At 27.3% G+C, this 23,411-nt stretch carries 21 protein-coding genes; 10 read left to right on the top strand and 11 right to left on the bottom strand.

The features are described 5' to 3' along the window. Positions 1 to 501 precede the first annotated feature (501 nt). The 8 genes from RYM86_RS13425 to RYM86_RS13390 all read left to right on the top strand — a co-directional run bounded on the left by RYM86_RS13425 (position 502) and on the right by RYM86_RS13390 (position 10,741). Entirely contained in the window at positions 502 to 1,725 is a 1,224-nt protein-coding gene (locus RYM86_RS13425; RefSeq protein WP_315081088.1) for an argininosuccinate synthase, read from the top strand. 2 nt (positions 1,726 to 1,727) lie between these two features. Next, entirely contained in the window at positions 1,728 to 3,125 is a 1,398-nt protein-coding gene (gene argH, locus RYM86_RS13420) for an argininosuccinate lyase (RefSeq protein ID WP_315081087.1), read from the top strand. Then, positions 3,118 to 4,152, top strand: coding sequence for an N-acetyl-gamma-glutamyl-phosphate reductase (gene argC, locus RYM86_RS13415; RefSeq protein WP_315081086.1), 1,035 nt, complete (start codon positions 3,118 to 3,120; stop codon positions 4,150 to 4,152). The genes argH and argC overlap by 8 nt, the downstream gene beginning before the upstream one ends. A gap of 297 nt (positions 4,153 to 4,449) precedes the next feature. After that, the gene (gene argJ / locus RYM86_RS13410; protein ID WP_315081085.1) at positions 4,450 to 5,673 is read left to right on the top strand and encodes a bifunctional glutamate N-acetyltransferase/amino-acid acetyltransferase ArgJ; all 1,224 of its coding nucleotides are present in this window, start codon (positions 4,450 to 4,452) and stop codon (positions 5,671 to 5,673) included. Positions 5,674 to 5,705: 32 nt separating this feature from the next. Then, positions 5,706 to 6,560, top strand: coding sequence for an acetylglutamate kinase (gene argB / locus RYM86_RS13405; protein ID WP_315081083.1), 855 nt, complete (start codon positions 5,706 to 5,708; stop codon positions 6,558 to 6,560). A gap of 53 nt (positions 6,561 to 6,613) precedes the next feature. Further along, a complete protein-coding gene (locus tag RYM86_RS13400) occupies positions 6,614 to 7,795 on the top strand; it encodes an aspartate aminotransferase family protein (protein WP_315081082.1) in 1,182 nt (393 codons plus the stop codon). A 15-nt stretch (positions 7,796 to 7,810) separates the two neighbouring features. Then, on the top strand, positions 7,811 to 8,731 hold the full coding sequence (argF, locus tag RYM86_RS13395; RefSeq protein WP_315081081.1) for an ornithine carbamoyltransferase: 921 nt from the start codon (positions 7,811 to 7,813) through the stop codon (positions 8,729 to 8,731). 294 nt (positions 8,732 to 9,025) lie between these two features. Further along, on the top strand, positions 9,026 to 10,741 hold the full coding sequence (locus RYM86_RS13390; RefSeq protein ID WP_315081080.1) for a diguanylate cyclase: 1,716 nt from the start codon (positions 9,026 to 9,028) through the stop codon (positions 10,739 to 10,741). A gap of 195 nt (positions 10,742 to 10,936) precedes the next feature. Here RYM86_RS13390 and RYM86_RS13385 read toward each other — a convergent pair whose 3' ends face one another. Beyond that, on the bottom strand, positions 10,937 to 11,977 hold the full coding sequence (locus RYM86_RS13385) for a nucleoid-associated protein (protein WP_315081079.1): 1,041 nt from the start codon (positions 11,975 to 11,977) through the stop codon (positions 10,937 to 10,939). 162 nt (positions 11,978 to 12,139) lie between these two features. On the opposite strand from RYM86_RS13385, the gene RYM86_RS13380 reads away from it, so the two are divergent. Beyond that, positions 12,140 to 12,700: a CYTH domain-containing protein gene (locus RYM86_RS13380; protein ID WP_315081078.1), complete on the top strand. Its 561-nt coding sequence runs from the start codon at positions 12,140 to 12,142 to the stop codon at positions 12,698 to 12,700. Positions 12,701 to 12,790: 90 nt separating this feature from the next. Here RYM86_RS13380 and RYM86_RS13375 read toward each other — a convergent pair whose 3' ends face one another. From RYM86_RS13375 to RYM86_RS13330, 10 genes are all read right to left on the bottom strand, one after another. Next, positions 12,791 to 13,768 (bottom strand): type I phosphomannose isomerase catalytic subunit, encoded by a 978-nt coding sequence (locus RYM86_RS13375; RefSeq protein ID WP_315081077.1) that lies wholly within the window; start codon positions 13,766 to 13,768, stop codon positions 12,791 to 12,793. 236 nt (positions 13,769 to 14,004) lie between these two features. Further along, positions 14,005 to 14,931: a 1-phosphofructokinase family hexose kinase gene (locus RYM86_RS13370; RefSeq protein ID WP_315081075.1), complete on the bottom strand. Its 927-nt coding sequence runs from the start codon at positions 14,929 to 14,931 to the stop codon at positions 14,005 to 14,007. A 262-nt stretch (positions 14,932 to 15,193) separates the two neighbouring features. Continuing rightward, positions 15,194 to 16,051 (bottom strand): tagatose bisphosphate family class II aldolase, encoded by an 858-nt coding sequence (locus tag RYM86_RS13365; protein ID WP_315081073.1) that lies wholly within the window; start codon positions 16,049 to 16,051, stop codon positions 15,194 to 15,196. 44 nt (positions 16,052 to 16,095) lie between these two features. Continuing rightward, positions 16,096 to 16,527 (bottom strand): PTS sugar transporter subunit IIA, encoded by a 432-nt coding sequence (locus tag RYM86_RS13360; protein WP_315081072.1) that lies wholly within the window; start codon positions 16,525 to 16,527, stop codon positions 16,096 to 16,098. 300 nt (positions 16,528 to 16,827) lie between these two features. Further along, a complete protein-coding gene (locus tag RYM86_RS13355) occupies positions 16,828 to 17,991 on the bottom strand; it encodes an SIS domain-containing protein (protein WP_315081071.1) in 1,164 nt (387 codons plus the stop codon). Positions 17,992 to 18,043: 52 nt separating this feature from the next. Further along, on the bottom strand, positions 18,044 to 18,769 hold the full coding sequence (locus tag RYM86_RS13350; RefSeq protein ID WP_315081070.1) for a GntR family transcriptional regulator: 726 nt from the start codon (positions 18,767 to 18,769) through the stop codon (positions 18,044 to 18,046). 262 nt (positions 18,770 to 19,031) lie between these two features. Continuing rightward, complete coding sequence (locus tag RYM86_RS13345; protein WP_315081069.1) at positions 19,032 to 19,880, bottom strand: PTS system mannose/fructose/sorbose family transporter subunit IID; 849 nt, start codon at positions 19,878 to 19,880, stop codon at positions 19,032 to 19,034. Continuing rightward, positions 19,870 to 20,637 carry a PTS N-acetylgalactosamine transporter subunit IIC gene (gene agaW / locus RYM86_RS13340; protein ID WP_315081068.1) on the bottom strand — a complete coding sequence of 256 codons (768 nt, stop codon included), beginning with the start codon at positions 20,635 to 20,637 and terminating at the stop codon, positions 19,870 to 19,872. The genes RYM86_RS13345 and agaW overlap by 11 nt, the downstream gene beginning before the upstream one ends. A 59-nt stretch (positions 20,638 to 20,696) precedes the next feature. Next, entirely contained in the window at positions 20,697 to 21,173 is a 477-nt protein-coding gene (agaV, locus tag RYM86_RS13335; RefSeq protein ID WP_035785076.1) for a PTS N-acetylgalactosamine transporter subunit IIB, read from the bottom strand. 139 nt (positions 21,174 to 21,312) lie between these two features. Further along, positions 21,313 to 21,855, bottom strand: a complete 543-nt coding sequence (locus RYM86_RS13330; RefSeq protein ID WP_315081066.1) for a hypothetical protein — start codon at positions 21,853 to 21,855, stop codon at positions 21,313 to 21,315. 176 nt (positions 21,856 to 22,031) lie between these two features. On the opposite strand from RYM86_RS13330, the gene nagA reads away from it, so the two are divergent. Further along, positions 22,032 to 23,171, top strand: coding sequence for an N-acetylglucosamine-6-phosphate deacetylase (nagA, locus tag RYM86_RS13325; protein ID WP_315081065.1), 1,140 nt, complete (start codon positions 22,032 to 22,034; stop codon positions 23,169 to 23,171). The last annotated feature ends 240 nt before the right edge of the window (positions 23,172 to 23,411 follow it).

Below are 23,411 nucleotides of genomic sequence, written 5' to 3'. Positions count from 1 at the left end.
TGACATTCCTTTTTTACGTTCACTTATAATTCTATTTTTCTATTTAATATATCATATTTTAGTTTATTAAATTTTCATATCCGAATAATATTTATGCATATTATAATGTATATTTTTTCTTGTACAATTCTGTTGAATTAAATATTTTATAGTAAATTCTTATCTGATTTTGCTTATTTTTTATCATTTAATCAATTTTATCACTATTAATATATGTTTTAAATAATTATTTTTTATTTTTTTACTATTAACATAATCATCTAAAATCTATTTTTTCATTTAATATACAAATTATATTAATTTTGTATTGATTATTTATTCATATAATTGTATAATTATAAATAATATTTTAAATATATATTAAATTAATTTAGTTATGATTTAAATACCTGCTGATATTTAAATATTGAACACAAAATATTTTTTGTAATTATTAATATTTTAAACATAACACCACATCTATTTTAAATCATAATATAGTAAATATAAGGGGGCTTTAAAATGAGTAAATTAAATAAAGTTGTTTTAGCATATTCTGGAGGATTAGATACTTCTATAATTATTCCTTGGCTTAAGGAAAATTATAACTGTGAAGTTATCGCAGTCTGCGGAAATGTTGGGCAAAAAGATGAATTAGATGGATTAGAAGAAAAAGCAATAAAAACTGGGGCATCAAAATTATATATAGAAGATTTAACTAAAGAATTTGTTGAAGATTATATCTTCCCTACTATTCAAGCTGGAGCTATATATGAAGGAAAATATCTTCTTGGTACTTCTTTCGCTAGACCACTAATAGGAAAGAGATTAGTAGAAATAGCAAAAGCTGAAGGTGCAGATGCAATATGCCACGGTTGTACAGGAAAAGGAAATGATCAAGTAAGATTTGAATTGGCTGTTAAGGCCTTTGATCCAAATATGAAAATAATTGCACCTTGGAGAACTTGGGATATTAAGTCAAGAGAAGAGGAAATTGCTTATGCAGAAGCAAAAAATGTTCCTATAAAAATAAATCATGAAACTAATTACAGTAAAGATAAAAACATATGGCACTTAAGTCATGAAGGATTAGATTTAGAAGACCCAAAAAATGAACCTAAATATGATGAAATTTTAGAGCTTTCTAATTCTTTAGAAAAAGCACCTAATCAACCAACATATATTACCTTAACCTTTGAAAAAGGTAATGCAGTTGCATTAAATGGAGAAAAAATGAATGCTGTTGCTTTATTAGAAGAGTTAAACAAAATTGGTGGAAAAAATGCTATTGGTATAACAGATATGGTTGAAAATAGACTTGTTGGTATGAAATCAAGGGGTGTATATGAAACTCCTGGTGGTACTATTCTTTATAAAGCACATAAAGATTTAGAGGAACTTTGTTTAGATAAAGAAACTTCTCATTATAAAGAACAAATTTCATTAAAATTTGCAGATTTAGTTTATAACGGTCTTTGGTTTACTCCTCTTAGAGAAGCATTATCTGAATTTGTTAAAAAAACACAAGAAACAGTAACTGGAGAAATTAAATTAAAGCTATATAAAGGAAATATTGTTAATGCAGGTATGACTTCTCCTTACTCTTTATACAGTGAAGAATATGCTACTTTCGGTGAAGATGCAGTTTATAATCAAAATGATGCAGCAGGATTTATAACATTGTATGGTCTTCCTAGTGTTGTTAATGCAAAAATGATTCAATCATTAAAGAAAGAAGATAATTAATTATGAAGCTTTGGGGTGGACGATTTAAAAAAGGTACTAATAAATTAGTTAATGATTTTAATTCGTCTATAAATATAGATTCAAGAATGTATAAAGAAGATATTGAGGGAAGTTTAGCTCATGCTGCAATGCTTGGAGAACAAAAAATAATCTCAGAAGAAGCTAGCTTGAAGATTACATCAGGACTTTTAGAAATTTTAAAAAGAATGGATAACGATGTTATTTCTGTAGATTTAACCTCTGAAGATATTCATAGCTTTGTAGAAAGTACTTTAACATATTATATTGGTGAATATGGAAAAATGCTTCACACTGCAAGAAGTAGAAATGATCAAGTGACATTAGATTTAAGATTATATCTAAAAAAAGCATTAGTAAACTTAAAAAAAGATATTTTATATTTAGAAGAAGTTTTATTAGAAAAATCTGAGGAACATATAAAAACTATCATGCCAGGATATACTCACATGCAAAAGGCACAACCAGTCACACTATCTCATCATCTTTTAGCATATGCTGAAATGTTTAAAAGAGATATTGGTAGAATAAGTGACGCCTATAAAAGAACTGATGAAATGCCTTTAGGTAGCGGAGCTTTGGCTACTTCTACTTATCCGATTGATAGAAACATGGTTGCAAAAAATCTTGGGTTTTCTAAAATTACATTAAATAGTTTAGACTCTGTTTCAGATAGAGATTATGTAATTGAAACTTTATCTGCACTTTCCTTGATTATGATGCATTTATCTAGATTTTCTGAAGAAATTATTCTTTGGTGTACAGGTGAATTTAATTTTATTGAACTTGATGATGGTTATAGTACTGGAAGTAGTATAATGCCTCAAAAAAAGAATCCAGATGTTGCTGAATTAATAAGAGGTAAAACTGGGAGAGTTTATGGTGATCTTATAACACTTTTAACTGTAATGAAAGGTATTCCTTTAGCTTATAACAAAGATATGCAAGAAGATAAAGAAGCATTATTTGATGCTTTAGATACAGTTACTTTATCACTAAAAACCTTTGCTGGAATGATTAAAACAATGAAAGTAAATAAAGATAATATGAGAAAAAGTTCAGCACTCGGTTTTACTAATGCAACTGATTTAGCTGATTATCTTGTTAAAAAAGGATCTGCTTTTAGAGATGCTCATGGAATAGTAGGACAAATAGTTCTTCAATGCATAAAAGATAATAAAATGATTGAAGACTTAACTCTTAATGAATTAAAAGACTACTCTCCTATTTTTGAAGAAGATGTATATAAAGCTATAGATTTATATACTTGTGTTGAAGAGAGAAAAGTTATAGGTGGCCCCTCTAGCGAATCAGTAAAATTTCAAATAAAAGAACTAGAAAAATTTATACACCAATTTAAAGTGAACGAAATCTATGATTAAAGTTGGAATAATTGGGGCAACTGGGTACGTTGGTGTTGAATTGTTAAGATTATTATTGAATCATTCAAAAATAGAAATTGGAGCTATAAGCTCCGTTTCTTTTGATGGACAAGAAATTGATACAATATATAAAAATTTTTTAGGTAAAACTAATTTAGTATGTACAAATATGGATGAAGTTATTGGAATAAGTGATGTTATATTTACAGCATTACCTCATGGATTAAGTGAAAATATAGCAAAAATAATAATAGAAAAGAATAAGATTTGTATTGATATGGGGGCAGATTTTAGATTAAGTAATGAAGATGAATATAAATATTGGTATGGAAAAAAATTTTCTAATCCTGAGCTTCATAAAAAAAGTGTTTATGGACTTCCTGAATTAAATAAAGAAAAAATCAGAACTTCTTCATTAATTGCTAATCCTGGGTGCTATCCAACAAGTATAGAACTTGGCTTAATGCCTTTATTAAAAAGTTCTCTAATTGAACCCAAAAGAATAATTTGTGATTCAAAATCTGGTACTACAGGATCTGGAAGATCGCTAAGTTTAAATACACATTTCCCTGAAGAAAATGAGAATTTTTCACCCTATAAAATTGGAGAGCACAGACACACTCCTGAAATAGAAGAAATACTTTCAACTATTGCTCAAACTAAAGTCACTGTTACCTTTACACCTCACCTACTTCCAATAAATCGTGGAATAATATCTACAATATATTGTACTCCTAAAGAAAAAATAGACCTTAATGAAATTTATGAAACATATACTAGTTTTTATGAAAATGAACAATTCGTTAAAGTTTTACCTTTAGGCGAAATTGCTTCAATAAAAAACGTCAGGTTATCGAACAATTGTCATATTTCACTTCATTTAAATCATAGAAAAGATCAAATAATAATTGTAAGCGCAATAGATAATATGATCAAAGGGGCTGCTGGACAAGCCATTCAAAACATGAATATTGTTTTAAGCTTTAAAGAAAATGAAGGATTAAACTTAATTTCACCAGCATTTTAATAAATTAATTATGATTTAATATAATATTTGTTTTAATTATATGTTTATATATGCAATAGGTAAAGTGGCATTGTAATTGGGCTTTGAGAATTCTTAATGCCTATTGTCACATTTACTGCTTGTCTTAATTTTATATTAAGAGCAAGCTAAAATGGGACTATAGACATTTTAGTATTCCTAAGTTCAATTACTCAGTCCACTTTGCTTATGCATATATCAACACTATGCTAAATCATAGACTAATAATAAAATCTTATAAGCATTTAACATGTTCAAATAAAAAAGGGGGTTATAAAATTGGAATTTAATTATATTGATGGAGGGGTCACTTCTCCTAAGGGGTTTTGGTCTTCTGGAATACATTGTGGATTAAAAAAAAGTACCATGAAAAAAGATTTGGCTTTAATTTATTCAGAAGTTGAAGCTAACGGAGCTGGGGTTTATACAAAAAATAAAGTAAAAGGGGCACCACTTTATATAACTAAAGAACATTTATCTAATAAAAAAGCAAGAGCAATTGTAATTAATAGTAGTAATGCTAATACATGCAATGGTGAAGATGGATTAAAAAAAGCAAGAAAAACTGCTACTATTCAAGCAAAAGAATTAAAAATAAAAGCTACTGAAGTTTTAGTTGCTTCTACTGGCGTAATTGGAGTTCCACTAAATATAGATGCAATAAAGTCTGGTATACCTATTCTTACAAAAAATTTATCTAAAGAAGGATATCATGATGCTGCTTCTGCAATCATGACAACTGATACTTTTCAAAAACAATTAGCTTTAGAATTTTATATTGACGATAAAAAAGTAACTCTAGCTGCTATGGCGAAAGGTTCTGGAATGATTGAACCTAACATGGGTACTATGCTTTCATTTATAACTACTGATTTAAATATTTCTCCTAAATTATTAGATGAAGCATTAAAAACTAGTGTTAATTTAAGTTATAACAGAGTAAGCGTTGATGGTGACACTAGTACTAATGATATGGTTCTTATTTTAGCTAATGGTCTATCTGAAAATAAAATTATTAAAGAGAAAGATGAGAACTATACTCTTTTTTTAAAAGCATTAAATGACTTAAACATAAAACTTGCAAAAAAAATAGCTAAAGATGGTGAAGGTGCTACTAAATTAATAGAGTGTAGAATATTAGGTGCATCTACTGAAGAAGATGCTGTAAAGCTTGGTAAAAGTGTAATTAATTCTAATTTAGTTAAAACAGCTATTTTCGGTAGCGACGCTAATTGGGGAAGAATTTTATGTTCTCTTGGATATGCAAAAGTCGATTTCAATCCTGAAGAAGTAGATGTTTATTTTGAAAGTTCATCTGGGGCTATAAAGGTTTGTGAAAATGGCTCTTCTTTACCTTTTGATGAAGGAAAAGCACGAGAAATTTTATTACAAGATGAAATTATCATTAAAGTAGATTTATTTTTAGGTGAATTTAATGCATGTGTTTGGGGATGTGACCTAAGTTATGATTATGTAAAAATAAATGGTGAATATAGAAGTTAATTTAAGATATTGCTATTAGGGGGCGATTCTAAGTGAATCATAATGAAAGAGCTAAAATATTGGTAAATGCATTACCTTATATTCAAAAATATTATGGTAAAACAATAGTTGTTAAATATGGTGGAAATGCAATGATAAGTGATGAGTTAAGAGAAACTGTTATAAACGATATAATTTTAATGAAATGCGTTGGTATAGATCCAGTTATAGTTCATGGGGGTGGCCCTGATATTTCAGATTTCTTAGATAAGTTGGGTAAAAAAAGTAAATTTATAAATGGCTTGAGATATACGGATGAAAATACAATGGAAATAGTTCAAATGGTATTAGGCGGTAAGGTAAACAAAAATCTAGTTTCTTTAATTGAAACGTTTGGCGGCAAAGCTATTGGACTTTGTGGTATGGACGGATCTCTTATAAGAGCTAAAAAAATAGAAAAAGATATTGACTTAGGATATGTTGGTGAAATAACAAGGGTAGATACTAATATATTAAAAACAGCATTAAATGCTGGATATATCCCTGTTGTAGGAAGTGTTGCTTTAGGTGAAGATGACAATAAAGCATATAACATAAATGCTGATATATGTGCTTCAAAAATTTCTTCTGCATTAAATGCTGAAAAATTAATATTACTTACAGATGTTCCTGGTGTACTTACTAATCCAGGAGATATCACTTCCCTACTTAATGTACTTAGATTACATCAAATTCCTAAGCTTTATTTAGAAGGAATCATTCACGGTGGAATGATTCCTAAGATTGATTGCTGCGTTGAGGCAATACGAATGGGTGTTGAAAGAACGCATATAATTGATGGGCGTGTTCCCCACTCACTTATTCTAGAATTATTTTCAAATGAAGGTATCGGGACAATGATTTATTAACTCTCCACTCTCATCTTTCAACTCTCAACTTAATTTTTAAGGGGGCTATTATTATGAATTATGATTTTAATGAAGCAAGAAATTATTTGGTAAACTCTTATAACTTTTTAGAACCCGTAATGTCTTATGGGGATGGTGTTTATCTTTATGATACAAACAATAATAAATATTTAGATTTTACAAGTGGAATTGGTGTAAACAGTTTAGGATATAATGATGAAGATTGGGTTAACGCAACTTGTAATCAATTAAAAACTCTTCAACATAATTCAAATATATTTTGTAACAATACTACTGTTAAACTAGCAAAAAAATTAACTAAAATATCTAATATGAGCAAAGTATTCTTGGCAAATTCTGGTGCTGAAGCTAATGAAGGAGCAATTAAACTTGCTAGAAAGTATAGCTATGATAAATATGGAAATAGCAGAAATAAAATTCTTTCGTTAGTTCAATCATTCCATGGAAGAACTATAACAACTTTAAAAGCTACTGGACAAGAAAAATTTCATCAGTATTTCTACCCTTTTACAGAAGGCTTTGGCTATGTAAAAGCGAATGATATAAATGATTTTAAAGATAAACTTACTTCTGATGTTTGTGCTGTAATGCTTGAAGCCATTCAAGGTGAAGGCGGTGTTCTTCCACTTAATAAAAGTTTTGTACAAGAAATAGTGAAAATATGTAATGATAATGATATTTTAGTTATATTTGATGAAGTTCAATGTGGAATTGCTAGAACTGGTAAAATGTTTGGATTTAATAATTTTCATGTTAAAGGAGATATAGTTACTGTAGCTAAAGGTCTAGGTGGCGGATTACCAATCGGTGCTGTTCTTTGTTCTAAAAAAGTTGATAATGTCTTTACTCCAGGTGATCATGGTTCAACTTTTGGTGGAAATCCAGTTGTATGCTCTGGCGCATTAGTTGTGTTAGATAAACTTTGTAATGAAAATTCATTTAATGAAATATATAAAAAAGGAGAACTTGTTAAAGATATATTAAAAAAATCTAATAATCCTCATATTTTATCAATTAGGGGTATTGGGTTAATGATTGGAATTCAAACAGATATCTCCCCTTCTTTAATTCAAAAGGAAGCTCTAAAAAAAGGACTCCTTGTATTAACTGCTGGAAAAGATGTAATTAGATTACTACCACCTTTAACAATTTCTAAAAGTGAATTAAAAGAAGGATTAGACATTCTACTAGAAGTAATTTCAAATCTAAAATAATTAGGGGGCTGTATTATGAAAAAAGATTTATTAAAAATGGATGACTTATCTAAAGATGACATTTTAGAAATTTTAAATTTAGCAGATCAATTAAAATACGAACAAAAGCACGGAATAGAACATAAACATTTAAAAGGGAAAAGCTTAGGTATGATATTTGAAAAATCTTCAACTAGAACTAGAGTTTCTTTTGAGGTTGGTATGTATCAACTAGGAGGAAATGCATTATTTTTAAGTAATAGAGATTTACAAATAGGACGTGGAGAACCTATTGAAGATACTGCAAGAGTTTTATCAAGATTTCTAAACGGAATAATGATCAGAACTTTTTCTCAAGATGGCATTGAAACTTTAGCTAAATATTCCTCAATTCCTATAATAAACGGCTTAACTGATGATGAACACCCATGCCAAGTATTAGCTGATTTAATGACAATTAGAGAATATAAAAATATTCTTGAAGGTTTAAATGTTGCATTTATTGGTGATGGAAATAATATGGCTAATTCATTAATGATTGGCTGTTTAAAAGTTGGAATGAATTTTTCAATTGCTTCACCAAAAGATTATACAGTAAATGATAATTACTTATCTAGAGCTAAAGACATGGCAAAAAAAGAACGTGTTAATTTAAATATTACTACTTCTCCTTTTGAAGCTGCAAAAGATGCTGATGTAATAATTACAGATGTTTGGGCAAGTATGGGACAAGAAGATGAACAAACTTTAAGGATAAAGGCATTTGATGGATTTCAAATTAATGATAAATTAATGAGTTTCGCTAAGAATAATGCAATTGTTCTACATTGTTTGCCTGCTCATAGAGAAGAGGAAATTACAGCAAAAGTTTTAGAAGAACATTCAGCAGAAATATTTGATGAATCTGAAAATAGATTACATGCACAAAAAGCTGTACTTGTTAAATTTATGAAATAATTATTAAAATTATTTTTACTAAAAAGGATAGTTCGCTATTATAAGCTAACTATCCTTTTTTATTTTTCTAATATATATAATTTTACAATTTAATCAGATTATTATGTACATTTGTGTATACATGTATATTACTAAATATGATATAATTTGCTATATAAATAATTCATATGAGAATCTAAGCAAAGCATAACACACTAATAATATGTTAAAAAATTCATACTAAATTTATATACTTTATAATGAACCACATAAGTTTATATTAATTAAATTAATGTGGTGTTAGGTGGTGATTAAATGAAAAAATTCATTAATAGGAATATTCTAAACAAAAAAGTAACTTTGAATATAATTATTTTTTGTTTAATTATATTTTTTTTATCAATTGCATCATCATTACGTTTTGAAACAGATTATAAAAATAAATGTATTGATGATAATTCAATAACTTTATCAGATAATTGGACTTTAGAAGACTCGCTTAATAATACTAAAAATATTGTTAAATTTCCTATGAACCTTAAATATCATCACAGTACTACTTATTCTTTTTCTAAAGTATTAACTCAAGATTTAGATGAAAATTTTGATACTCTATGCCTGCCTATAGGCTTTTCTAATTTAAATGTATATTTAGATAATGATTTAATTTATATATCTAATTTTGAAGATTATGAAAGATTATCAAATAAAGGCAAAAATACATTATATATGATACCTTTAACCCCTAATCTTAAAGGTAAAGAACTTAAATTTGTGGTTGAAATGAAATCAAATTTTTCATTACCTTACGATATTAAAGCTCCAATAATAGGTAATAAAACTTCTATAATTCATGCTTTAATTTCTTCTCAAGTACTGAATTATGTGATTATTTTTTTGCTTATAACTTTTACTTTATCAATATTCGTTATAGCGGCAATTGCATTTTATAAAAGTCATAAAAATATATTTCACTTACTATATATAGGAATATTTTCACTGCTATCTTCTATATATGCAATTTCAGAAACAAACATTATACAGATATTAATTCCAAATACTTATTTGCTTAATAATCTAATATTTATGTCTTTAATGTTAGTTGGAATTCCAATAGTCATGATAATGATAGAAACTACAAATATAAAATACACAAAACCATTATTAATAACTACTTATTCTATGATTATTAACTTCATCGTACAATCATCGCTAACTTTATTTGGTATATTAGATTTAAGAAGTATGCTAATTATTTCTCATATATTAATAATGCTAAGTGGAATATTATCACTTTATATTATGATTTTATCTTGGCATGATAGATCTTTTAGTAGTAAATGTTTTACTATTTCAATAGTCCCTATGATAATAGGTACATCAATAGATATAATATTATTTTATCTTTATATACCTCATTATTACGGTATATTATTCCAAGCAGGCGTGTTAGTATTCATAGTAATACAATTATGGTATGTTATCAACAAGTACTTTTATTATTATAAGTTATCTATTAAATCTAATATTTATGAAAAAATGGCTTTTACAGACACAATTACAACACTTGAAAATAGAGCTGCTTTTGAAAAAAAGATTACTTTTATAGACAATAATATAAAGGATTTTTCTTCAATTTGGTGTGTATCAATGGATTTAAATAATTTAAAGTTTGTAAATGATAACTTAGGTCACGCTAGTGGAGATACAGTTATAACTTCATTTGCTAAAATTTTAAAAGATACTTTTAATAGTATTGGTAATTCATATCGTATAGGTGGAGATGAATTTATTGTTATTGTAAAGAATATTTCTCAAAGTTCCTTGGAAAGTAAAATTACTGATTTATATAATTCTATTAATAAATTCAATTTAAATTCCACTTTAAAAATAAGTGTAGCTTTAGGACATGATAATTTTAAAATTAATGAAGATAATAAAATAACCGATTTAATAACAAGAGCTGATAAATTAATGTATAAAGATAAAAAAGAGACAAAAAAAATTCTACATAATAAATATTTATTTTAGTATATTGTGTAATAATAAAATATTTATATTATTTTAAAAAATAAAAAGTGGATAATTAAAAATAAATTCTAACTATCTACTTTCTACTTTTAATTTTTATCTAAAATAACCTATACCCTTATATTTTATTAATATTCTAAGTTCAAAAAGTTCTGCAGCTCCATATCCAATTTCCTATTATATATAAAACTAATATTACTTTTCTATATAATTCATAACATTTTTTACAACTAAATTTATTGTTCCATCACCATTTCTTTGGATTTCAAATTTGCTATCATCATGATATACTTCTTCATTTAAATATATATCAATTTGTTTATCTATATTTAATCTAACTCTTTTTAATTTTTTTTCTACCCAAGTCTTATCTACTACTACTTCTTCATCTAAGCCCTTTCCTTTAACAAAACTAGAAAAATTCACTTTTTCTTCTGAGTTCTCCTTAAAAAGTTCTTTTGATAATTCATCTATATTAATACTATCTTCTTCTTTTAATTTACTTTTAACTGTTGTTCTAATTTCCTCTGCTTTTGATGCATCATTGGATATATTTTTTCTAGTCCAGTCTTCTGTAGCTTTTAAAAATGTCTTTGTCATATCTCTTTCATTAGTGATAACTTTAGCATATAAAAAATCATTAACAAAATAATTTATTCCAAGTTCATTATCTTCCTTACTTTTTCTTTGTTTGTCTAATATCATTAAGTTGAATCTATCATCATCTCTAAAAGGTTTTATGAAGGCCGCTTTTTGTATTTTTTGACCTCCACCTGGAAGTCCAGCACTTTGAGGCACTATTCCTATTCCTATTTTTTCATCTATAAACTGAATTTCATGGGTGAAATTCTTTATGTAATCCAATTTAAGAACACCTATCATAGGGCCTTTATCTGTAGTTATTGATACTATTATCAAATCACATGATTCTATATTTTCATCCATTTGCATAATTACAAATAGCTGTCTTGCCAATTTTTTTGATAAACTAATAAAGTCATCATCTATTCCATTTAAATAATCTTGTACAGATTCTCTAACACTATTAGTTCCTTGAATAAATACACCTGATTTTAACTCTTCATCCTTAAAACATTTTTCCAAATGCTTATATAAGTATTTATATATCTCATCATTTAATTCCAATGTAAACTCATTTAGAACAGGTTCTGACGCATTTCTATCTAATATATGTATTACAGCTTCATTTATATTAATTTCATTTATATATTCCATAATTATCTACTCCCTATATAATTAATTATTCGCATAAATATCAAAATAATTCCTATGATACTAGCATTCCTCAGAATTATATTATAACATTAAATTATAAAACTAGGTTTTTAAAACATAAATTTTAATTTGCATTAAAATTTTAATATAGGAGGAGTATATATGCAAGAAATTGAAACTAGAATTATGGATATAGATATAGAAAATATCAGAAAAATTCTTATAGAAAATGGTGCAGAAAATATAAAAAAAGAAGATCAAATTAATGATATTTATGACTTTGAGGATGGAAAGCTTTTACGCAATAAAGGATATGCTCGCATAAGAACAGTAACTGATAACATAAATAATAAAGTAGTTTATTATATGACAACAAAAAAAATGCTTTCACAAGAACGCTTTAAAGTTATGGAAGAAAATGAAGTTATCGTTAATGATAAAAAAATGGCTGAAGGTATTTTTAAATCTTTAGGATTAAAATTAAAAGAATCTAATAAAAAATATAGAGAAAGCTATAAAATATTTGATTCATTAGTTGAAATAGATATAAATGAAAAGAAATTTTGTCCTTTTCCATATTTAGAAATAGAAACAACTTCTGAAGAAAATTTATATAAAGTAGTTAAATTACTAGGTTACACTCTAGAAGATACTACATCACAAACAATTTACGATATTTTAGCAGAAAGAGGCTTCACACCAAATTCTCCTAAAGGAATTTAAAAAATAAGTCCAAGATGTTAAATATCATCATCTTGGACTTATTTTTGGCTCTGTTTTAAATATATATCAAAACCTTACTAAAACACAGCCTTATCTTTTTACTACATTTAAAATTTCATTCTCTTCTTTTTTTACATCTGGTACATAACTCTTTAATAATGTGAAGTTTCCTATTAATTCATATTCTCCCATAGTTGCAGGTATGAATATACTATCTCCCATAGCTATCTTTTCTTCACCATTTTTATATTTTATAGTTCCACAGCCATCTACGCATGTAAATAAATAAAATCTATTTATATCACTTTCTTCTTTAACATAATTATTTATTTCATATTTTTGAATTGTGAAATAATCGCTTAAGCAAAGATAAGTTTTTTTATAATTTTCTTTTTCTATTAAAATTCCTTTTGAATTTTTTCCTTCTAAAGAAAAATTAATAACATCTAAAGCTTTTTCTATATGTATTTCTCTGCCTCTATTATAATCATAAACTCTATATGTAATATCACTACTTTGTTGAATTTCTGCTATTAAGACACCTTCACATATAGCATGCACTAATCCACTTTGTACATAGAAAAAGTCTCCTTTTTTAACAGGTATTTTATTTAAATACTTATCTAAATTTCCATCTTCAATTGCTTTTTTAAAAATCTCTTTATCGCAATCTTTGGTACCAACTATTAGACTTGCATTTTCTTCTGCATCGATAACATACCATGCTTCAGTTTTTCCGAATTCATTTTCCACTCTACTTGCATATTCATCATTAGGATGAACTTGAACTGATAGTTTATCTCCAGATGTAATTAATTTAATTAATAATGGAAATTTTTCTATATCAATTTTTTCCCCAATAAGTTTTTCCTTATATTCATTAATTATCTCATCAAACTTCTTGCCTTTTAAATTTCCATTTTCTACTTCACTAATCCCATTTTGATGACATGCAACATCCCAGCTCTCCCCTATTACTCCTTCTGGAATATTATTTCTAAATTTTTTCAAGGCATCTCCGCCCCATATTCTATCATAGTATAAATTTTTAAATTTAATTGGATACATATTGCCCTCCTAGTAAATATATTAGTATTAGTATTTCTAATCATTATAAATTATATTATATACTAACTATAATATAATAAAAATTCTATATTTAAAAATATAAAATTTAATTTAAAATAATAATCAATGAATAATGTAAATTATTATTCATTAGAATTATTAACAGATTTAATAAAATAAGGTTGTCTATAAAGACAACCTTATTTGGCGTAGTAAATCAATAATTTAGTATTACACTATAATTCTTTAACAATAATTTTATTAAATAATTTCTCTACTACATCCTTATTTATAAAACCTGTTTCTTTTTCCATTGCGTTTGCAGTTCCACAAGCTGATGCTAATCTTAAAGTATTTATAACATCATATCCTCTTTCAATTGCTACAGCTATACCTCCAACATAAGCATCACCTGAACCTACAGGATTTACAACTTTTACTTTTGGAATATTTATCTTATAAATTTTATCTTCAAATCCAACAATTGATCCTTCTGACCCCAATGAAATTGTAATAAACTTTATTCCTTTTTCACTCAAAAGTTTTATTTCATTTATAGCATCTTGTGCAGATAAAATCTTTCTACCAGTTAAAGCTTCTACCTCATCTTTATTAGGTTTAATAAAATAAGGTTTACCTTCTATACCTTCCTTTAAAGCCTCTTCACTAGCATCTAATAAAAATTTCTTGCCTTTTTGATTAGCATCTTCTATTAATTTTCTATAAAAATTTTTAGGTACATTCCTTGGAATACTACCTGATGCTACAACTATATTAGCTTCTTCAAGCAATTTATTATATTTATTTAAAAAACATTTTTGTTCTTCTTCAGTCACCTCTGGACCTGGTTCCAGTATTTCTGTTTGAACAAAATCATCTGTGATAAATGCTAAACATTCTCTTGTCTCTCCACTTATCTTTACAAAATCATTCTTTATCCCATAATCCTTAAGTTTTTCTTCAATAAATTCTCCACTCTTTCCACCAATAAAGCCTGTAACTGCACATTCTTCCTTTAAAATAGTAGCTACATTCGCAACATGGAGACCTTTCCCACCTGGAGTATTCTCTACATGCCTTGCCCTCATTACCTCTCCCTTTTGTATATCCGATATCTCATATCTTTTATCTACAGAAGCATTAAGATTAATAACTAATATCATATTATTTTGCTCCTTTTTAAATAAAATTTATTTATTGCTCTATATTTTAAATATAAGTTGATATATACAATAGGCAAAGTGGCATTGTAATTTGACTTTGAGAATTCTTAATGAGTATTGTCACATTTGTTGCTTGTCCTAATTTTATATTTGGAACAAGCTGAAATGGGACTATACTCATTTTAGTATTCCTAAGTTAAATTACTCTGTCCATCTTTGTTTATGTATATATCAACATTTCACTTAAAACATAGTATCCACCTCAATATCTATTGGCACTTCCACAAACTTTTATTTTATTTTCTACTATTTTTGCCATAGCTTCTTTTCCTGGAGTCATATACTTTCTTGGATCATTTGCATTAGGATTATTTTTAAAATAATCCTTTACTGCATCTGAAAATGGTATTTTCAAATCTGTAGCTATATTTACCTTACATATTCCAAGTGAAATTGCCTTTTTAACTAACTCATCTGGAACATCTGATGCACCATGCAATACTAAAGGCACATCAACTTTACTTCTTATCTCTTTTAATCTTTCAAAATCTAATTTCGCTTTTCCTTTATATAATCCATGTGCTGTTCCTATTGCTACAGCTAAAGAATCTACCCCTGTTCTTTTAATAAATTCTGCTGCATCATCTGGATTTGTATACATTGAATCTTTTTCAGATACTATTAAGTCATCTTCTTTTCCACCGAGTTTTCCAAGCTCTGCTTCAACAGTTGCATCATATTCATGTGCATATTCCACGACTTCTTTTACCTTTGTAATATTAACTTCAAATTCTTCTTTAGATGCATCTATCATACATGATCTAAATCCAATATCAATATTCTTTTTTATTTCATCTATATCCTCAAAATGATCCAGATGAATAGCTATCGGTATATCGTATTTTCTAGCTGCTACTTCTGCCATCGCCTCTATATAAGCTGCCCCTGCATACTCTATGGTTGATGGTGTTCCTGCTATAATTACAGGTGATCTCATCTTCATTGCTGTATCAACAACTACTTGTAATGTCTCTAAGTTGTGTATATTAAAAGCTGGCACTGCATAACCTTCCTTTTGAGCTTTTAATAACATTTGCTTTGTTGAAAGTATTTTATGCATAAACCTATCTCCTCTCATATAATCTTAATTCAACTTTTTAGCAATTATATTTCATCATCATTTTCAACTGTTTCTTTAATTTTATTTCTCTTATACTCTTTAATTCCTATAGTGGCAGCATTTTTCACCGATTCAACTAATTCTTCCATAGTATAATTACTTCTTGATAAAGATGCCTCCAATGCCATCGGTAAATTCATACCAGATATAACTTTAATATTCTTATCTTTTCTTTTTTCACTAATAATAACAGATACATTAAAAGGAGAACCCCCTGCTAAGTCTGCTAAAATTAATACTTCATCTGTATTAAGATTATCAATTGCATTTTCAATATTTCCCTTTAAAATATCCGATCCTTGTCCACATTCAAAATTCACGCCTATAACTTCTTTTTGTTCTCCAGCAATTACTTTCACCGAACTAAGTATTCCTTCTGGAAAAAATCCATGTCCAACAATAATCAATCCTATCATTGCTATCCTCCTTATTACCATATTTGTCTAATTCATATATTTAAAATCAGTCTATGTTTTAAAACAATGTTGATATGTAGTATAGAGCGAACTGGCATTGGAATTTGCTTTTTAGAATTGTTAATGAAGATTTGTCAAATTAATTGCTTGTCAGCAATCTTTGATTGGGAACATGCATTAATTGGACTAATGTTCGTTCTACAATTCTTAAAGTAAATTCCTCTGTCCATGAGCTTCATCTATAATATCAACATTCACTTAAGATATATGCAAAAATTATATAAATTAAAATCTTAAAAACTAAAAGTTTTGTTTATGAATGTGTACCCCTTTAACAACCCTATTAACAGTCCCATCTGGTCTTGGATTGTCTGGAGATATTTTTAGTTTTATTGAGTTAAATAACCCAAACATTTGTCCAAATAAAATATAATTAAATACTGTATAAATTTCTGGTACACTTGCTCCATTTATTTCAATGCATTTATCACATATATCTTTTAATTTTTCATTATTTTCATAGCTTATTACTGCAAGTTTATGATTTCCCGAATCATTATATATCTCATTTATTAAATCTAAATCATAAAGATTAGTATATTTATCTGTAGAATTCATAATAATAATTAAAGTATTATCATTAATTATTGACTTAGGACCATGTCTAAATCCCATAACAGATTCAAATATTGTTACTATCTTTCCACTTGTGAGTTCTAAACTTTTTAATGCCATTTCTTGAGACAAAGCTTTTAGTATTCCTGATCCTAAATAAACAACTCTGTTACATTCATAATTAACTAAATCACAAACATCATTCCAGTTATTTTCTAGAATGTCTTCTCCTTGCTCTGACACTAAATCTACAAAAGTTTTATTATTTTCTATATTATCTATATCAAACATTGATATTGTTGCTAACAACATACAACTAAAAGAACTTGTCATAGCAAATCCTTTATCATTTGATTCTGCTGGCATAAGCAATACTAAATTATTGTTATTTTTATTAGCCTTCTTAGCTAATTCTCCGCCCTCATTACAGGTAATTACCACTTGTGATATGTTAATAATATTTTTTTCAAATAAATCATATGCACCAACACTTTCTGGTGAATTTCCTGATCTTGCAAAAGATACTAAAATAGTATTAGTATCTTTTTCTATATATTCCTTAGGATTTGATACTAAATCAGTAGTAGCAATAGCTTCAACTCGTGCATCTACTTTGCTTCTAATCTCCAATAAAGCTGTTTGCCCTACATAATCTGAAGTCCCAGCACCTGTTAATATTATTCTTGTACTCTTTGATATATTTTTCTTTAAAAATGATTTAATTTCATCTCTTTTATTATAAATTATATTATATGTTTCTTTCCATAAATCAGGTTGTTGCATTATTTCTTTTAATGTGTTTATTGCTTTTAATTTTTCTAACTCTTCAATAGTTTTTCCAAAAATCATAATACCCTCCCTTACTGGCTATATTGTAATTACCAGTGTGTATAAATTTTTACTAATTTTTCAAACATACTCTATATTTAAATTTATCTCCTCTTGCTATACTTACTGTATATTCAATAACTTGCTTATTTTCATATGTTGTTCTCTCAATTTTTAATCCTGGTTCTCCTTGTGATACATCTAAATAAATGCTTTCTAATTTATTTATTGAAACACTTTCAAGCACTTCTTCAGCTGATGTTATATGAACTTTAAAATCATTCTTAAAAATTTCATACATAGGATTTTCTTCTAAATCTTTTTTAGTCATACCATTAAACTTATCATATGGTAAATAAGTAACCTCATATATCATTGGAATATCGTCAGCTATTCTTATTCTTGTTATTTTATATACAAGCTCATTTTCTTTTAGCTTTAATTTTCTTAATATTTTACTATCAGGTTCTGCAATTTCAAAGTTTAGCAATCTTGAAATTGGTTTTTTCCCAAGTTTTCTCATTTCATCAGTAAATGAATAAACTTTTATTAAATCCTGTTCCACTCTTCTTGATGATATAAAATTTCCTTTTCCATGAACTTTATATATATATTTTTGCTTTTCTAATTCATCTAATGCCTGTCTTACAGTTGTTCTACTAACACCATATTTCTCACAAATTTCTCTTTCTGAATCTAATTGATCATTTTCTTCCATATAATTTTCTATTTGATTAATAAGAATATCCATTAATTGTGCATATAATGGAATTTTAGAACTTTTATCAATCTTATTCATTTAAATATACCTCTTTCTAGTTAAAGCTAATTTTTTCTAATTATAACATATTCTTATTAATTATATGAATTTATTAAGTATATTTTAAAAATTGTATATAATATTTCTTTAGAGAATAACATGTCTATATCATAGTTTTCAGTTGAAATATAAGAATTGAAAGTTCTATTGTTGTTTATGCAGTAAATTAAGAACTTCTAAATTTCAGATGGAGCTAATACTCCATCCAAAATTCAGAAATTTATCTATTAAAACTTATCTATTATAATATTGGGAACTTTGTAATGTGTTCTATAAATTTTGCAATTAAACCTAAACAAATTGTAACTGTTATTAATTTAATTGGTGAATATCCTTTCTTCAATAACTTATACATTAAAAATGTATATCCTAAAGCTAACATATTAGGCATTACTTGATCTAAAACGCCTTCTTGTAATTTTATTGATGAACCACCAGTAACTGAACCTAATGGAATTACCATTGTTGTCTTTAAATTAACCATTGATGCTATTAATCCACCAACAACTGTTAAACCTAATATTGAAGCTGCATGAGATATTTTCTTTGTTTGTTCTTTTAATGAAGATAGTGCCTTAACACCTGTTTTATATCCATATTTCATTAAGAAAAATCTTAAGAAGAAATGTAGTGCATTAAACATTACTAGGAAAACTATTGGTCCGGCTACATTTCCTTCCATAGCCATTGAAGCACCTATACCAACACAAATTGGTAATGCTGTCAACCAAAATAATGCATCTCCAATACCACCTAAAGGTCCCATTGTTGCAACCTTTATTGCTCTTATTGTGCTTCTATCTTCTTTATTTTCTTCCATTGCTAGTACTAATCCCATAATGAAAGTTACTAAGAATGGATGAGTATTGAAAAATTCCATATGATCTTTCATTGCTTGAGAAAGGTCTTCTTTATTGGTATGAATTTTCTTTAATCCTGGTATTAATCCATAAAGCCATCCACAGCCTTGCATTCTTTCATAGTTAAATGATGCTTGTAAAAAAAGTGAACGCCAAACCATATGATTTAAATCTTTATTGGTAATTACCTTTTTAGGGGTAGGTTCTTTATATGCTACATTAGATTCCATCTTCATATTCCTCCTCTGCAACTTTTACTACTTGCTTATTACTAGCTGAATAATAGTCATATAATGCTATACTTAATCCAACTAAAGCTAATCCTAAAATTGAAATATGACCGTATGTTACAAATAAGAAACCAATAATAAGAAATGCCATATATTCTTTCTTTAACATAATTTTTAATAACATTGCAAATCCGATTGCTGGCATTACTCCACCTGCAACCTTTAATCCATTAATAATCCATTCTGGTACTGCACTTACAATTGCTGCTGCCTTGTCTGCACCAAAGAATATTGGTAAAAATGCAATAACAAAATAGAATATAAATAGGAAAAGCATTCCCATGTAATTAATTCTGTCAATTCCTTTTGTATCTGCACTTTCTGCATAAGTATCTGCCTTATGCATAAAGAATGAAAATGCTGTAAAAATAAATGTTATAGCAGCTTGTACAGCTACAGCAAATGGTATTGCTACACCTACAGCTGCTTGTGGTTCTAATTTACCTAAAATAGCTATGCTTGTTCCAATAATACCTCCAATAACTACATTAGGAGGCTGTGCTCCTGCAAGTGGAACCATACCCATAAATACAAGTTCTAATGCAGCTCCAACTATAAGCCCTGTTTTTACATCTCCTAAAATTAAACCAACTACAAGTCCTGTTACTATCGGCCTGTGTATATGAAGTAATCCATCATATAAATCTATACCTGCAATACCTGCCCAAATAGCAATTAATAAAGCTTTAACAAACATAATATTCCTCCTTCATTAATATATTTTTTGATAATAAAAATATTTTTAATTTTATGGATTTATATGTGTTTATAAATATCTTCATCTATTGCTTCATCAGGTACTCTTCTTATTTCTAGTTGAACTCCTAATTCTTTGAGTCTTCTAAAAGCTTGTTTATCACTTTCGTCTATAAAAACAGTAGAAGAAATTTGTTTCTTTCCTTCACTGAAATGTAAATTACCTATATTTATCTTTTTTATAGGAACTCCTCCCTCAACTAACCTTACTGCATCTTGTGGAGTTCTGCATACCAAGAAAATTAATTGTCTTGGTGCTGCTTTGTTTATTATATTTACAGTCTTTTGTATTGAGAAAAACCTTATCCCTATAGTATCTGGAATGACCATCTCCATTAAATTTTGTTGAACAGGATCTTTGGCCACCTCATCATTTGCTACTACAAGTAAATTTGCTCCTAGGTGATTTACCCAAGTAACGCCTACTTGTCCATGTACTAGTCTATTGTCAATTCTAGTCATTAATATGTTTGGCATTTCTCACCCCTCCTATAAATACCAGCTAATTTTCTAATAATTGGTAATTACCATACTTAAATATTAAACCCTTACAAACTTTGTGTCAACATGTTTAATTATATTATTTAATTAAAATAAACTTATGTTTTAAATTTTTTTACTTACTTTTAAACATAAAAAAATATAATATACTCGTAATTAAAGATGAAGCTATAACTATAAATATAATGCCTATAACATTTAAAATACTTAATAATGCTCCATATATTACGCAGCTTATTAAAAACATTAAAATAAATTTTATTATCTCTATAATTCTATGTTTCTCTCTAATTATGTTAAGCATTTGTTTTTCTGATAAATTTTCATTTTTATATTTTCTAGTAAAATGGCTACTTATTGTACCAGATAAAAATGTCTTTATAACAAATTCCCCAATAAAAATTACAAACACACTTGCAAAAGATACAATAAATATTTTATAGTTAGAAATTTCAACTGGTAATGTCCAGTTTGCCAATTTTAAGAATAAACTCATAACTATAAGTATGCATATAGCTATAGGAGCACTAAATAACATTAATAATAAAGAGACCTTTAAGTTTTCCTTTCCAGCACTTTTTAAAGCAAATATATTATATACATATACTGTTGAGAATGATAAAACTATTCCTAATAAAATAAAATTAAAATATTGCATAAAAATGTTCCTCCTTTTAAATTAATTATATTTTATTTTTAAAGAATTATGACCACTCTTACAATTTATGTGAAATAGAGAAATATTTAAATGAATTTTTATCTTTTTTAAATTCTTATTACATACATATTAGATTTTTTTCAATAATATCTTTAAGTATTTAGGAGGTTTTAAAAATGTTAATTACAAATTGCAACATTATTTATTTAGATAAAATAGAAAAAGGATCTGTTATTATTCAAGATGGTAAGATAAAAAAAATCAATCCCTCTAATTTTACTAATAATGACATTAATCAGATTATAGATGCGAAAGGGTTATACCTTTCACCTGGATTTATAGATGTTCACATACATGGTGCTGGTGGATGCGACACTATGGACGGTACAACAAAATCTATTAATACTATTGCAAAAACAATAGCTAAGCATGGTACTACCTCTTTTGTGCCTACTACTATGACTGTTTCAATTAGTGATATTAATAAGTCTATGAGAGTTATTAAAATATTAAAAGAAAAAGGTTCAGAAGGTGCTCATGTTTTAGGAGCTCATTTAGAAGGGCCTTTCATAAATCCAAATGCAATTGGTGCTCAAAATTCTGATTACATTTTGCCACCATCAATATCCACTTATGAATCTATGGTTAAAGACTGTGAAGACTCTGTTATCTCACTTACATTAGCACCAGAACTTTCTGGTTCTAATGATTTAATTAAATATCTTTCTGGCAATGGAATTGTATGTTCATTAGGGCATACTAAAGCTACTTATGAAGAAACAATAGATGCAATTAAATGTGGTGCTAGTCATTCAACTCACCTTTATAATGCAATGCCACCTTTTAATCATAGAAATCCTGGAATTGTAGGTGCTATATTTGATAGTAATATAACAACTGAAACTATTTCAGATGGAATTCATATATCGTATCCTGCATTGAGAATTGCTTATAAACAAAAAGGTACAGATAATGTTTTGTTAATAACTGATGCCATGATGGCATGTTGCATGCCTGATGGGAAATACAAATTAGGTGGACAAGACGTTATTGTTAAAAATGGTGCAGCAAGAATTAAGTCTGGCTCTCTGGCTGGTTCTGTTTTAACTCTTGATAAAGTTGTTAATAATATCTACAATAATTCAGATTTACCATTAAATGAAATTGTAAAAATGGCTTCGTATAATCCAGCTAAACATTGTAAGGTAGATAATCATAAAGGACTAATTAAAGAAGGTTACGATGCTGATTTAATATTATTCGATGATAATATTAACATAAAAAGAGTCTTTATTTCAGGAAAAGAATTTTATTAAAAGGTATTTTATTTAAAAGAAATTAAAGGCTATGTTTTAACTATATGTTGATATATGCAATATGTAAGGTGGCATTGTAATTGGATTTTGAGAATTCTTAATGAGTATTGTCATATTTACTGCTTGTCTCCAATTTTATATTGGGAACAAGCTAAAATGGGACTATACTCATTTTAGCATTCCTAAATTCAATTACTCAGTCCACCTTTACTTATGCATATATAAACATGTTACTAAAAC

It is taken from the genome of uncultured Clostridium sp., from assembly GCF_963527835.1.
Classification (GTDB): Bacteria; Bacillota; Clostridia; order Clostridiales; family Clostridiaceae; genus Clostridium.
The sequence above is the reverse complement of the archived record's forward strand: the minus strand, read 5'-3'. Positions and strand labels throughout refer to the sequence as shown.